General features: G+C 69.9%; 12 protein-coding genes. 8 read left to right on the top strand and 4 right to left on the bottom strand.

Annotation, left to right across the window (positions count from 1 at the left end; genetic code table 11):
• Window position 1 precedes the first annotated feature (1 nt).
• Together ACQPYY_RS32445 and ACQPYY_RS32450 are read left to right on the top strand one after the other, a co-directional pair.
• On the top strand, window positions 2-868 hold the full coding sequence (locus tag ACQPYY_RS32445; protein ID WP_433592103.1) for an amidohydrolase family protein: 867 nt from the start codon (window positions 2-4) through the stop codon (window positions 866-868).
• A gap of 100 nt (window positions 869-968) precedes the next feature.
• Window positions 969-2,066, top strand: coding sequence for a CaiB/BaiF CoA transferase family protein (locus ACQPYY_RS32450; protein ID WP_433592104.1), 1,098 nt, complete (start codon window positions 969-971; stop codon window positions 2,064-2,066).
• 82 nt (window positions 2,067-2,148) lie between these two features.
• Here ACQPYY_RS32450 and ACQPYY_RS32455 read toward each other — a convergent pair whose 3' ends face one another.
• Window positions 2,149-2,685: a YceI family protein gene (locus tag ACQPYY_RS32455; protein ID WP_379274717.1), complete on the bottom strand. Its 537-nt coding sequence runs from the start codon at window positions 2,683-2,685 to the stop codon at window positions 2,149-2,151.
• 94 nt (window positions 2,686-2,779) lie between these two features.
• Here ACQPYY_RS32455 and ACQPYY_RS32460 point away from each other — a divergent pair, with 94 nt between their 5' ends.
• The 3 genes from ACQPYY_RS32460 (at window position 2,780) to ACQPYY_RS32470 (ending at window position 7,705) form a co-directional block, all read left to right on the top strand.
• Window positions 2,780-3,610 (top strand): helix-turn-helix domain-containing protein, encoded by an 831-nt coding sequence (locus tag ACQPYY_RS32460; protein WP_433592105.1) that lies wholly within the window; start codon window positions 2,780-2,782, stop codon window positions 3,608-3,610.
• 64 nt (window positions 3,611-3,674) lie between these two features.
• Window positions 3,675-6,287 carry a LuxR C-terminal-related transcriptional regulator gene (locus tag ACQPYY_RS32465; RefSeq protein WP_433592106.1) on the top strand — a complete coding sequence of 871 codons (2,613 nt, stop codon included), beginning with the start codon at window positions 3,675-3,677 and terminating at the stop codon, window positions 6,285-6,287.
• Window positions 6,288-6,628: 341 nt separating this feature from the next.
• Entirely contained in the window at window positions 6,629-7,705 is a 1,077-nt protein-coding gene (locus tag ACQPYY_RS32470; protein WP_433592107.1) for a hypothetical protein, read from the top strand.
• A gap of 63 nt (window positions 7,706-7,768) precedes the next feature.
• Here the strand turns inward: ACQPYY_RS32470 and ACQPYY_RS32475 are convergent, their stop codons facing one another.
• Both ACQPYY_RS32475 and ACQPYY_RS32480 read right to left on the bottom strand, forming a co-directional pair.
• Window positions 7,769-8,329: a methylated-DNA--[protein]-cysteine S-methyltransferase gene (locus ACQPYY_RS32475; protein WP_433592108.1), complete on the bottom strand. Its 561-nt coding sequence runs from the start codon at window positions 8,327-8,329 to the stop codon at window positions 7,769-7,771.
• Window positions 8,330-8,381: 52 nt separating this feature from the next.
• The gene (locus ACQPYY_RS32480; RefSeq protein WP_433592109.1) at window positions 8,382-8,684 is read right to left on the bottom strand and encodes a hypothetical protein; all 303 of its coding nucleotides are present in this window, start codon (window positions 8,682-8,684) and stop codon (window positions 8,382-8,384) included.
• 62 nt (window positions 8,685-8,746) lie between these two features.
• On the opposite strand from ACQPYY_RS32480, the gene ACQPYY_RS32485 reads away from it, so the two are divergent.
• Window positions 8,747-10,240, top strand: a complete 1,494-nt coding sequence (locus ACQPYY_RS32485; RefSeq protein WP_379102423.1) for a PLP-dependent aminotransferase family protein — start codon at window positions 8,747-8,749, stop codon at window positions 10,238-10,240.
• Window positions 10,241-10,312: 72 nt separating this feature from the next.
• Here the strand turns inward: ACQPYY_RS32485 and ACQPYY_RS32490 are convergent, their stop codons facing one another.
• Complete coding sequence (locus tag ACQPYY_RS32490) at window positions 10,313-11,602, bottom strand: adenylosuccinate synthase (RefSeq protein ID WP_357094375.1); 1,290 nt, start codon at window positions 11,600-11,602, stop codon at window positions 10,313-10,315.
• Window positions 11,603-11,898: 296 nt separating this feature from the next.
• Between ACQPYY_RS32490 and ACQPYY_RS32495 the strand changes: the two genes are divergently transcribed.
• Both ACQPYY_RS32495 and ACQPYY_RS32500 read left to right on the top strand, forming a co-directional pair.
• Complete coding sequence (locus ACQPYY_RS32495; protein ID WP_379102426.1) at window positions 11,899-12,558, top strand: hypothetical protein; 660 nt, start codon at window positions 11,899-11,901, stop codon at window positions 12,556-12,558.
• Between the two features lie 78 nt (window positions 12,559-12,636).
• The gene (locus ACQPYY_RS32500; RefSeq protein WP_379102428.1) at window positions 12,637-13,419 is read left to right on the top strand and encodes a site-2 protease family protein; all 783 of its coding nucleotides are present in this window, start codon (window positions 12,637-12,639) and stop codon (window positions 13,417-13,419) included.
• Window position 13,420: the final 1 nt, after the last annotated feature.

Here is a 13,420-nt window from a genome sequence, read left to right on the forward strand (position 1 = left end):
CGTGTTCGATGCCCATCTCCACATCTTCGATCCGCGGTTCCCGCTGGTCGAGAACGAGGGCTACCTGCCCGACCCGTACACCATCGCCGACTATCGCAAGCGCATGTCCCGCTTCGATATCGACGGTGGCGCGGTGGTCAGCGGGTCCTTCCAGGGCACCGATCAGAGCTATCTGCTGGCCGCCCTCGCCGAACTCGGCGAGGGCTGGGTCGGCGTCACCAATCTCCACGTCGACGCTGGCGACGCCGAGATCCTCGCGCTGAGCAAGGCTGGGGTGCGGGCCATCCGGTTCAACCTCAAACGGGCGGGCGGCGACATCGTCGGACTCACCATGCTGGCCCTGCGCGCCTACGAACTCGCCGGTTGGCATGTCGAGCTCTACATCGACGGGTCCATGCTGGGCTCGCTGGAACCGGTCATCACCAAACTGCCCAAGCTGTCCATCGACCACCTGGGCATGTCCGACGACTGCCTGCCGTACCTGCTCAACCTGGTCGACCGGGGAGCCAAGGTGAAGGCCTCCGGCTTCGGGCGGGTGGCCATGAATGTCGGCTCGGCCCTGCGCAAGATCCACACCGTCAACCCCGAAGCCCTCATGTTCGGCACCGATCTGCCGGGCACCCGGGCTGGACGGCCCTTCCGCGACGCCGACATCTCCCTGCTCGCCGACTCGGTGGGCTCGGATCTGCACAAGGTCCTGGAAGACAATGCTCGCGCCTTCTACGGCCTGCCCGCCAAGGTGCGCGACTTCGAGGACCCGGCGGCGAACCGCTCGACCGGGGAACCGCCGACGCTGCGGCTGCCGCGCTCGGAACTGCCCGCTCCCCAGCACCCGGCCACGCTCCCGCTGCCCCGCATCGATCGATAGGCCGCGCCCTCCGCGCTTCCGAACCTTCGCGTTATTGTCATAGCGTCAACACCGGCGGGTGAGCCGGTGCGCAGCATTCGACGACGAACCGAGGTAGGGCGTGAGCACTCCATCCACCGCCAAGCAGGGCCCGCTCGCGGGCATCCGGGTTGTTGAACTGGCCGGCATCGGCCCCGGTCCGCACGCGGCACTGCTGCTCGCCGACCTCGGCGCCGACGTGGTCCGGGTCCAGCGGCCCGGCATGCTGCCCGGCTTCATGGAACGCCCGCAGTGGCGCGGCCGCACCATCGTCGAGGCCAACCTCAAGGATCCGGCCGACATCGAGAAGGTGCTCGGCCTGATCGACAAGGCCGACGTGCTGCTCGAGGGCTTCCGCCCCGGCGTCACCGAGCGCATGGGCCTGGGCCCCGAGGCCGCGCTGGAACGCAACCCGCGCCTGGTCTACGGCCGCATGACCGGCTGGGGCCAGTACGGCCCGATGGCCGACCGCGCGGGCCACGACATCAACTACATCTCCCTCACCGGCGTGCTGAACGCCATCGGCCGCAAGGGCGAGCGGCCGGTCCCGCCGCTGAACATGGTCGGCGACTTCGGCGGCGGCTCCATGTTCCTGGTCTTCGGCATCCTGGCCGCGCTGGTGGAACGTCAGAACTCCGGCAAGGGCCAGGTCATCGACGCCGCCATGATCGACGGCGCGCTCGCGCTGTCGCACATGATCTGGGGCATGAAGGGCGTCGGCCTGTGGTCGGACGAGCGCGGCACCAACCTGCTCGACACCGGCATGGCGTTCTACGACACCTACGAGACCTCCGACGGCAAGTACATGGCCGTCGGCTGCATCGAGCCGCAGTTCTACGCCGAACTGCTGCGGGGCCTGGAGATCTCGCCCGAGGGCCTGCCCAACCAGCTCGACCCGGGCGGCCAGGACCAGCTCCGCAAGCTGTTCACCGAGAAGTTCAAGACCAAGACCCGCGACGAGTGGTGGGCGATCTTCGAGCACACCGACGCCTGCACCACCCCGGTGCTGACCTTCACCGAGGCCGAGCAGAACCCGCACATCCAGGCCCGCACCGGCCTGGTCGAGATCGACGGCGTCGTGCAGCACGCCCCGGCGCCGCGCTTCTCGCGCACTCCGGCCGCGGTTCCGACGCCGCCGCCGAACGAGGGCACCCCGATCGAGAACGTCTGGGCCGACTGACCTCCCTGTAGACGGCCGAACGCCCCCGGTGGAATTCCACCGGGGGCGTTGACTTTTCCGATGCGGCGTTGTGGCTCGGGAACTACGGGGCGACCAGCTGGATGTCCAGCTCGATGGCGATCTTGTCGCTCAGCATGGCGTTCGGCATGCCCGGCGCGACGTCGAAATCGCTGCGCTTGATGGAGCCGGTGGCGTTGAAGCCCGCGTGCTCCTTGTTGTCCTGCGGGAAGACCTGCACGCCGCCCCACTCGACCGCGAGGGTGACCGGCTTGGTGATGCCGCCGATGGTGGCCTCACCGGTGACCTCGAACTCCTCCGAGAGGGCGATCGGCTCGGGGATGCGGAAGGTCAGGTGCGGGCGGTTGGCGACATCCAGGATGTCGGCGCTGCGGACGTGGCCGTCGCGCATCTCGTTGCCGGTGTCGAAGGAGTCGAAGTAGATGGTGGCCTCGATGGCGGCCTCGCCGGCCTCGTTGACCACGAAGCCGGTCTCGAAGCGGTTGAAGCGGCCGCGGACCTTGGAGATGCCCAGGTGCTTCACGGTGAAGTTGACCGAGGAGTGGGCGGCGTCCAGGGTCCAGGAGCCGGGGGCGAGGGTGGTCTGCTCGGAAGTCGTCATGTCACCTACCGTAAGTGGACTCCGGTCCGTTTATCCACACCGTGGTTATCCGGGGACTGGCAGGGCTGGGATAACGGGACACGGACCAGGCAGTATGGAAAGGGTGTCCCGTTCCGAATTCGCCGAGTTCCTGATCGCCCGACGCGCCCAGCTGCAGCCCGAGGACGTGGGCCTGCCCAGCGGCCGTCGCCGGCGCACACCCGGCCTGCGCCGCGAGGAGGTGGCCGCGCTCGCCGGAGTCAGCGCAGACTACCTGGCCCGGCTGGAACAGGGACGCGACACCAACCCCTCCACCGCCGTGCTCGCCGCGCTCGCGGATGCCTTGCGGCTCAACGAAGTCGAGAAACACCACTTCGGCAAGCTGGCCCTGAGCCTGGAACAGAAGGCCTCCTGCCCGGCCGCCGGACAGGCCCGCGAACAGGTCTCCGACACCATCCAGGCCGTCATCGACGCGCTGCAGCCCACGCCCGCCTTCGTGCTCGGCCGCTGGCTGAACCTGCTGACCTGGAACCCGTCCTTCCGCGACTTCACCGAACCGCTCGGCATGTTCGACACCGAGGCGCACCACAACTTCGCGATCTACGTCTTCGACCATCCGGCCGCCCGGAAAACCTTCCTGAACTGGCCCGACGTCGCCGACATGGCCACCTCGGCGCTGCGGGCCGCCGCCACCCGGTTCCCCGACGACCCGTCGGTCGCCGGGACCATCGAGACCCTGAGCCGCAATCCCGAGTTCGAGCGGCGCTGGCGTGAGCACCGGCTCACCGACTTCCGTTCCGTCGTGGTGCGCCTGCAGCACCCGCTGCGCGGCGAGGTGGAGGTCGAAGTGGAGACCCTGGATCCGGCGGCAGACCAGACGGTCATGATCTGGCTGGTCGACCGGCGACACGCCCGAACTCCCGGATTGCGGCTGGTCAACGAATAAAAACCGCAGCTCGCAGGCCCGCGTTCCGACCGCCGGGGCGGGCCCGGCGAACTACAGTTGATCCATGGCTCGGAATTGGCCGATGGTCGAACGGGAGAACGAGCTCGAATCGATCAGGTCGGCGCTCACCGGCGGCGACTTCGTCGGTGTGGTGCTCACGGGTGACGCGGGGGTCGGGAAAACCACGCTGGCGCGGATGGCCACCGCCTCCGCGGGGACTGTCCGCTGGGTGGCCGGCACCGAATCCGCCCGCAGCATTCCGCTCGGGGTCTTCGCGCACATGGTGGGGGTGTACACCGCCCACGACCCGGTGACCTTCATGGCCGCCGCCCGCGAGGCGCTGCTCGCCGACGGGCACACCATCATCGGCGTCGACGACGCCCATCTGCTCGACCAGCTCTCCGCGACCCTGCTGCTGCAGCTGGCCATCGACAAGGCCGCCCACATCGTGGCCACCGTGCGCAGCGGGGTGCAGGTGCCCGACGCCATCACCTCGCTGTGGAAGGACGGACATCTGCTGCGCATCGACCTCAAGCCGTTCACCCAGCGGCAGAGCGTCGAACTCGTGGAATCCATGCTGGGCGGGCAGCTGGAGGGCTTCACCGCCAACCTGATGTGGGAATCCTCCGGCGGCAACGCGCTTTTCCTGCGCCACCTCGTCGACGGCGCGCTCGAGGCGGGCACGCTGCGGCAGGTCAACGGGGTGTGGCAGCTGCGCGGGCGGGCCGCCGTCACCTCGGAACTGGCGGCGCTGCTGGAGGATCGGGTGGAACAGCTGCCCGAATCGGTGCTGCGGGTGCTGGAACTGCTCACCTTCTGCGAGCCCATCGACCTGGACGTGTTAGCCGAGATCGCGGGCGAGGAAGCCGTCGAATCGGCCGAAACCCGCGGGCTCATCAGGATTGTCGAGAACGGACACCAGCTGCTGGTGCGCTACAACCATCCACTGTTCGGTGAGGTGATCCGGCGGCGGCTGGGCATCGCGTCGGCGCGGCGGCTGCGCGGGCGGCTGTACTCCTCGCTCAAGGACCGGCCCGTCAACTCCGCCTCCGAACGCATCCGGCTCGCCGAATTGGCCTTGGACAGCGATAAATCCGCGGACCTGGAGCTGTTCCAGGCCGCAGCCGCCGACGCCATCAGCCTGGCGAATCTGCCGCTGGGAGAACGGTTCGCGCGCGCCGCGGTGGAACGACAGGGCGGCGTCGAAGCCGCCGATCTGCTCGCCCGCGCCCTGCTCTGGCAGGGGCATCGCATCGAGGCCGAACGCACCCTCGCCGGATTCGACCCCGACCAGCTCACCGAGGTCCAGCTGGCCCGCTGGGGCAGCACCCGGGTCGCGAATCTGCTGTGGTCCATGGGCGACGCCGACCGCGCCGACGAGGTGCTGGCCTCGGTGCGCAAGCGGGTCAGCCACCCGAAAATCATTGCGGCACTGGACGGCCTGGCCTCCGCGTGCGCGGTCAACGAGAACCGGATCGAGGAGGCGTTCACCCTCGCCGAATCGGTCATGTCCACGCCCGAGGCGCCGCCGTGGGCGGTGTACTGGGCCGCGTTCGGCGGCGGCCTCGCGCTGGCGCTCATGGGGCGCGGCGAGGCGGCCCGGCAGTACGCGGCCCGCGGGCACGCCGTGGAACCGCACATCGACGGCTTGAACCGGTTCATGTTCACGCACGCGGAAGTCCTGGCGCTCACCTTCACCGGCGAACTCGAAGCCGCACGGGGGTGCGCCAACCGGCCCTACCCGTTCTCCTCCGCCGGGCAATACCTGGCCTGGGGCCTGGCCAAGATCCTGCAGGGCACCGTGGATGTGGCGCAGGGCAAGTTCCCCCAGGGCATCGACAATCTCGAGCAGGCCCTCGCCGCGCTCACCACCGAGGGCGCGGCGGCCTGGATGTTCCCGGCCCAGCTGCGCCTCGCGGAGGCCTATTCGGCGCTCGGGCGGTCCGCCGACGCCGCGGAAGCCATTGCGGCGGCGTCCTTCCGGGGCGGTCGGCACAGCGCGGTGTACGAGGCGCTGCTGGATTTGGCGCGCGCGATGCAGGCCGCCGCCGAAGGCACCGCGACACCCGCGGTCCGGCTCGCGATCGGCGCCGCCGACCTGGCCGCGCGATCGCATCAACACGCGGTCGAAGCGATGGCGCTGCACACCGCCGCCCGCTTCGGCGATGCCACGGTGGCAGGCCGGCTCGCCGATCTGGCGGCGCGCATCGACGGGCGGCTGGTGCAGGTGCAGGCCCGGCACGCGGTCGCGGTCGCCGCCCACGACGGGCACGGATTGGACACCGCCGCAGCGGAATTCGAGTCCATCGGGGCGATGCTGTCGGCCGCCGATGCCGCCGCGCAGGCCGCGTCCGCGCACGAGCGGGCCGGGGATCGCCGCCGCCTGCTGGAATCCGCGGCCACCGCCAACCGGCTCGCCGCCGCCTGCGGCGGAGCCTCCACCCCGGCGCTGCGGCAATCCGCGCAGCCGTTGCCGCTCACCGCGCGGGAACGGGAGATCGCGAATCTGGTCGCGGCCGGGCTGTCGAACCGGCAGATCGCGGATCGGCTGACCGTCTCGGTGCGCACGGTCGAGGGGCATCTGTACCGGGCGTGCATCAAGCTCGATGTCACCGATCGCGAGGCGCTGGCGGATCTCATGCGGGGCGGGACATCTTCCGGCAGCACCGTGAACTGACCCGACGTCGGGTTGTTCGCACCGCTTGCCAGCAAATATGCGATATCTCCCGCCACCCACGGTATGTCACCGGGCCGGCAATTGAGGCTGGAGCCAACAGCTCTCCATCAGTCACCTTTTCCGCGCAGCGTGAACCCGATGCGGGTCACAACCTGAGGGCCAGAAACTTCGCACCCCCGATCCGGTGCTGTGACGTGCGTAAACGCGGTCACACCGGACCGGCGGCAACGCTCCGGCAGCGGCGGTCGCGAATCACCGGTATCGATGGACGGTCCGCCGGACCGGTGAAACGAAATACGTTCGGAAAGTTGGTGTTTCGCGTGCGTGGACGAAATCGTGAAATGAACAGCAGCGTCGCCCGGCGCGCGCTCGTGGTCGGGGCCATTCCGCTGGCACTGGCCGTGGCCTGCTCGAACGCCGGTGAACCGGCCCAGGTGGCCGACGGCACCGCCACCCAGGCTTCCGCGCCCCTGACGGGCAGCACCGGCACACCGGGCGGCAACAGCTCCCCGCACAACACCGCCCGGCCCGGAACCGCCGCCCCGGACCCGCAGGGCATCGACGCCGCCGGCCCCGGCATCCTCCCCTCACCCCGCACCGCCGCCGCCCAGCCGGGCGTAGCGCTCCCCACCGGCGACCAGGACCACCCCATCCGCGTGACGACCGTGCAGCCCGGCGTCACCATCCCCCGCCCCCAGCCCGCGTCGCCGCAGCCACCGTCCCAGCTCGCGGACTACCCGGTCCCCGCCAACTTCCGCCCCGTCCCCAACACCCGGGACGCGGCCCCGGCCCTGGACGTCCAATCCCTGCACGCCCCCACCGTCGTCACGCCGGTCCTCCCCATCGCCCCGCCCCCGCGCACCGTCCGTATCGGCGACTTCACCACCCCCGCCCCGGACGAACTCCCCGACACCGTCGTCAACGGCGTCAACGGCGTCGCCGCCGACGCCGAAGCGAGCCTCGCCACCGGCCTCAATTCCATCGGCGTCAGCCCGACCCGCTCCGACAAGATCGCCGCGGGCACGCTGGCGGGCGCGGCGGCCGGCGCCACGGGTGGAGCTGTCGCGCTCGGCGTCCCCGCAGCGGTCGCGGGCGGCGTTCCCGGTGCCGCCGCCGGTGCGCTGATCGGTCTCGGCGCCGGCGCGGCCGTCGGCACGGTGGTCGCGGGTGGTCTCACCACGGGCGCCTTGGGCCTCGCGGCGGCCACCGGCGGCGCGGGCGCGGTGGTAGCCGCCGTGCAGAGTGCGGCCGCCGCACCCGAGGTGGCCGGTTTCGCGGGCGGTGGCGCGCTCATCGGCGCGGCCGTCGGCGGCGCCGCGGGCGCGGCGGCGGTAGGGATTCCGGCCGCCGTGGTCGGAGGTATCGCCGGTGGCGTCGGCGGCGCTGCCGTCGGCGGCTTCCTGGGTGGTGCGCTCTGACAGCGGATTTCGCGGAGCCGCCCGCACCGACCTGCCCGGTGCAAGCGTTCTCGCTGTCCAGCGTCAGAAAAGGGTGGGTTCGCCGAAGCCGGGGGTGCGCTCTATTTCGAGGAGGCGCTGTTTGGTGGTGAGGCCGCCGGGGGCGGAGAAGCCGTGGAGGGCGTGGTCGGCGGCGAGGACCCGGTGGCAGGGGATGATCAGCGGGATGGGGTTGCGGCCGAGGGATTGGCCTACGGCCTGGGCGCCGCCGGGGGCGCCGATGCGGTTGGCGACCGCGCCGTAGTTGAGGGTGTGGCCGGGGTCGATGGCTCGGGTGACCTCGTAGACGGCCCGGTCGAAGTCGTTGAAGAGGGTGGCGTCCACGGGGATCCAGCGGAGGTCGTCGAGGTCGCCGGTCAGGTGGGCCTGGATGCGGGCGATGGCCTCGGCCATCTCGGGGGTGGGGGCGGCCTCGTGGAGGTCGGCGTGGCGGTGGCGGCGCAGGATGTGGGTGCGGGTGGCCGCCGGGTCGCGGTCGGGGAGGGCGAAACGCAGGACGCCGGTGGCGCTCCAGGCGATGGCGCAGACGCCGATCGCGGTATCGAAGAGCGCCGCCGACGCCTGGGGTCGGACCGGGGCGGACATAAGGCCAGTGTGCACGGTGGCACCGACAGAACGCAGATTCAAGGCCAGTTCGCTAGAACTGGACTGACTCGCTGCGGCACGGAATGGTGGAGAGGGCCGCCGCGGCCGAGGCGCCGCGACCCGACCTCCGGCGCGCGGGCTCCGAGGGCGCGTCGGGACGCAGGGAGGCGATGGCGGCGAGATCCGAATACTGGCGGGCCGCTTCATATTCGCCGACCGACCAGTCCGACATGGGGGCATGCGGGCGATACCGCTCCAGCAGCACACCCCACCGCTCGCCGGGTGCGGGCGCGAACCGGTACACGAGACCGGCGAACGCGGCGACAATCACGAAGGAACCGAGTAGTGCGACCATGACCCCATAGTGGACCCGCCCTGGACTTGAAGAAAATATCCAGTACCTGGATACTGGCCTGTATGGCGACACGAGTGATCGGCGCGGCCAGCCTCACACGCGACCTGGGCCGGTGGCGCAACGACGAACCGGGCGCGGCCGCCGACAACGGCAAACGGTCCGCGCGGCCCGCGTACGTGGCCCTGGCCGAGAGCATCCGCCTGCTCATCCACGACGGCCGCGCCCCGCTGGGCGTGGCCCTGCCCAGCGAACGCGACCTGTCCACCAGCCTCGCGGTCAGCCGCACCACCGTCACCTCCGCGTATTCGCTACTGCGCGAACACGGTTACCTGATCAGCCGTCAGGGTTCGCGCAGCACGGTGGCGCTGCCGCCGACCGTGGTGCACGACGGCGCGAAGCCGGCCCGCAGCATCCTGGCCATGATGGCGCAGCCGGAACTGCCGACCATCGACATGACCTACGCGTCCATGGCCGCCCCGCCGCAGATGACCGAGGCGTACTCCTTTGCCCTGCAAGGTCTTCCGACCTACCTGGGCACGCACGGCATGGACCCGGTGGGCGTGCTCATGCTGCGCGAGGCGCTGGCCCGCCGCTACACCGAACGCGGCCTGCCCACCGAACCGGACCAGATCCTCATCACCCTGGGCGCGCAGCACGGCCTGCGCCTGCTGCTCAATGTGCTCACCACCCCGGCCGAGCGGGTGCTGATCGAGCACCCCACCTACCCGAACGCCATCGAGGCGATTCGCGATGTGGGCGCGCGCCCGGTGCCGGTGCCGATGCGCCCGGACGGCTGGGATCTGGACGGGATCCGCAGTGCCGCACGGCAAACCGCCGCCAGCATGGCGTACCTGATCCCCGACTTCAACAACCCCACCGGGCATCTGCTGGACGCGGAGGGCCGCGCCGAACTGGCCGCCATCGCCCGGGAGACCCGTATGACGGTGATCGTGGACGAGTCGATGGGCGACCTGAACCTGTCCGGTGTCGAATCCCCGCCGCCCGCAGCGGCTTTCGCCCGCGGCTCGGAGATCGTCACCATCGGTTCGGCCTCGAAGTCGTTCTGGGGCGGTCTGCGGGTCGGCTGGGTCCGCGCCAATCAGCCGTTGATCACCAAACTGCTGGGCACCCGCTCCACTGTCGACCTCGGCACCCCGGTGATGGACCAGCTGGCCACCGTCCATCTGCTTCGCAACGAGGACGAGATCCTCACCACCCGCCGGGCGCAACTCCGCTCCCGCCGCGCCGTCCTGCTGGAAACCCTCGCCGAGGAACTCCCCGACTGGCGGGTCACCCCCGGCGCGGGCGGCATGTCCCTGTGGGCTCAGCTCCCCGCTCCGGTCTCGACGGCGCTCGCCGCCACCGCGCCCAATCACGGCGTATTGCTCGCCGCCGGACCACGTTTCGGCGTCCAGGGCGCGTTCGAGCGGTTCATCCGCCTCCCCTTCACTCACGAGGAGGCCGATATCCGCGTCGCGGTGAAGTCGATCGCCGCGGCCTATCAGGGCCTCACCCCGCACGCGGCCGACCCGCTGGCTCCCCTCATCACCTATTGATACCGCCGGAAACACTTCGCCCCCGCCGCATTCGATGCGGCGGGGGCGAAGTCGCTTCACAGCTCGGGCGTGTCAGCCCAGGATGTCGTGGCGGACGATGGTCTGATCGCGGCCCGGGCCGACGCCGATGCACGAGACCCGCGCGCCGGACAGCTCTTCCAGGCGCTTGACGTACGCCTGCGCGTTGGCCGGGAGCTCCTCGAAGGTGCGGCAGCCGGAGATGTCCTCCCACCAGCCGGGCATCTCCTCGTAGATGGGCTTGGCGTGGTGGAAGTCGGTCTGGGTGGTGGGCATCTGCTCGACGCGCTCGCCGTCGATCTCGTAGGCGACGCAGATCGGGACGGTGTCCAGGCTGGAGAGCACGTCCAGCTTGGTGAGGAAGTAGTCGGTGATGCCGTTGACGCGCGTGGCGTAGCGGGCGATCACGGCGTCGAACCAGCCGGTGCGGCGGGCGCGGCCGGTGGTGACGCCGACCTCGCCGCCGGTCTTGGCCAGGTAGGTGCCGGACTCGTCGAAGAGTTCGGTCGGGAACGGGCCGGAGCCGACGCGGGTGGTGTAGGCCTTCAGGATGCCGAGCACCGTGGTGATCTTGTTGGGGCCGACGCCCGCGCCCACGGCCGCGCCGCCCGCGGTCGGGTTGGACGAGGTCACGTACGGGTAGGTGCCGTGGTCGACGTCGAGCAGGGTGCCCTGCGAGCCTTCCAGCAGCACGATCTCGTCGCGCTCCAGCGCCTCGTTGAGCAGCAGGCGCGAGTCGGCGATGCGGTGCTTGAAGCCCTCGGCCTTCTCCAGCACCTCGTCCACCACCTGCTGCGGGTCCAGCGCGCGGCGGTTGTAGATCTTGACCAGCACCTGGTTCTTGAATTCCAGTGCGGCCTCGACCTTCTGGGTGAGGATCTTCTCATCCAGCACGTCGGCCACGCGGACGCCGACGCGGGCGACCTTGTCCTGGTAGCAGGGGCCGATGCCGCGGCCGGTGGTGCCGATCTTCTTGTTGCCGAGGAAGCGTTCGGTGACCTTATCGATGGCCACGTGGTACGGCATGATCAAGTGCGCGTCGGCCGAGAGCAGCAGACGGGAGGTGTCCACGCCGCGCTCTTCCAGACCGGCGAGTTCGGCCAGCAGCACGCCCGGATCCACGACGACGCCGTTGCCGATGACGTTGGTCACATCGGGGGTCAGAATGCCGGACGGGATCAGGTGCAGCGCGAAGCTCTCACCGTTCGGCAGTACCACGGTGTGCCCCGCGTTGTTGCCGCCCTGGTATCGAACTACCCACTGGACTCGGTCACCGAGCAGATCGGTGGCTTTGCCCTTGCCTTCGTCGCCCCACTGGGCGCCGATCAGCACGATTGCCGGCATGCGAGTGTCTCCTACGGGTTCGACGCGCAGCACCCATGTTGCTGCAGCTACCCGCCATCAGAAGGCGGTGGCCGTGGGCACACTTTACTGGATGACCACATACGTCCAGGTGCACGCCCCGGCTCTGTGTGCACCCGACACGACCCTGAGTGAACCAGACATAACGGATGCGCACTGAGGACAGCAGGGCAAATGAGACAGGGCTATGGTGGCACGGGGAGAGGGACCGGCGGGGGTTCCATCGGGACGCAGCGAGGCGGATAGGTGTTGGCAGGCCAGAGGAGGGTGTTCGGCAGTTGAGTACCCATGTTCTCCGCTGCGACGGCGCTCCCGTTCCCATCGCGCTCGCTTCTCTGTCTCTCACGCAGACCGCCGCCATTCCCGACACCGGGACCCTGGACGAGCTGCTGCCGGTGATGGCCGCGGACAGTCTGCCGCGCCTCATCGTGCTCGGTGAGGACGCCGGACTGGCCGCCGTGCTCACCCATCTCATGCGCACCGAACGTCTCGGCGTGGAGATCGGCTATGTGCCCATCGACCGCACCTACGGCTCCCGCGCCTACGAGACCGGCACCGGGTCCGCCGCCGCCAAGCGCGCGCTCGAGGGCCGGGCCGTCGAGACCCCGCTGATTCGCGACGACACCGGCAAGGTGCTCATCGGCCGCGCCACCATCGTCGGCGAGGACGGCGCGAAACTCGAGGGCGAGGCCTACGTCGACGACACCCGGTTGTTCACCGGAAAGGTCGCGGCCCTGCATGTTTCGCCCATGCTGGAGATGCCGGGCCTGCACGCCAGCGTGCACCGCGGACTGCGCAAGAAGCGCTGGGTCGCCGGGCGCGCCATGCAGCTCGGCACGCCGGGCGCGCTGGTCACCCGGGACGGGATCACCGCCGACCGGGTGGTGAAGCGCTCCACGTTCTATCGACACCACGAGCCTTGGCTGCTGGTTCGCTGATTCACCCCCAGAAGCCGATTCACCCCCAGAATGGGTGTCGGCACAGCGACAACGAGCCGGGCCGGTTGGGAGTGACAGGTGGATGACACGCGCGCGGTGAGACGGGCCTCCGGGGCGATCCGGCCCAGCCCCGTGTTCCTGGCGGTGGTGGCGGTCGCGGTACTGGGCGGGGTGCTCGCCTGGAACGCCGACCTCGATTCGCGCCAAGCCCAATTCGGAGTGTTCATCCTGGTGGTGGCCGGGTGGATCGTGACGGTCTGCCTGCACGAGTTCGCGCACGCGTTCGTGGCGTGGCGGGCCGGGGACCGGGAAGTGGAGATGCGCGGGTATCTCACGCTGAACCCGCTCAAGTACAGCCATCCGCTGCTGTCGATCGGGTTGCCGGTGGTGTTCATCGCGCTCGGCGGGTTCGCGCTGCCGGGTGGCGCGGTGTACGTGCATTCGCACAATTTCAGTCCGCGCACGCAGCGGATGATCAGTGGCGCGGGGCCCGCGGTGAACGCGCTGTGCGCGGTGGCGCTGCTGGTTATCGTGTCACTGTGGGGCAGTCTGCATTCGAATACGGCGTTCTGGTTCGGGCTGAGTTTCCTTGCCTTCCTCCAGATTTCGGCGACGGTCCTGAATCTGCTGCCGATTCCCGGCACCGACGGGTACGGGATCCTGGAGCCGTCGCTGAGCTATCAGACCCGGCGGTCGCTGGATCAGATCAAGCCGTACGGCCTGCTGATCCTGTTCGCGCTGCTGTTCACGCCGCAGCTGAACCGGTTGTTCTTCGACGGGGTGAACGCGCTGTTCGAGCTGTCCGGGCTGCCGGGCTGGTGGTGGTCGATGGGCAGCCGGTTGACGCGCTTCTGGCTCTGAG

Origin of the sequence: Nocardia sp. CA-145437 (assembly GCF_050956485.1) — a bacterium.
In the GTDB taxonomy this organism is placed as follows: Bacteria; Actinomycetota; Actinomycetes; order Mycobacteriales; family Mycobacteriaceae; genus Nocardia.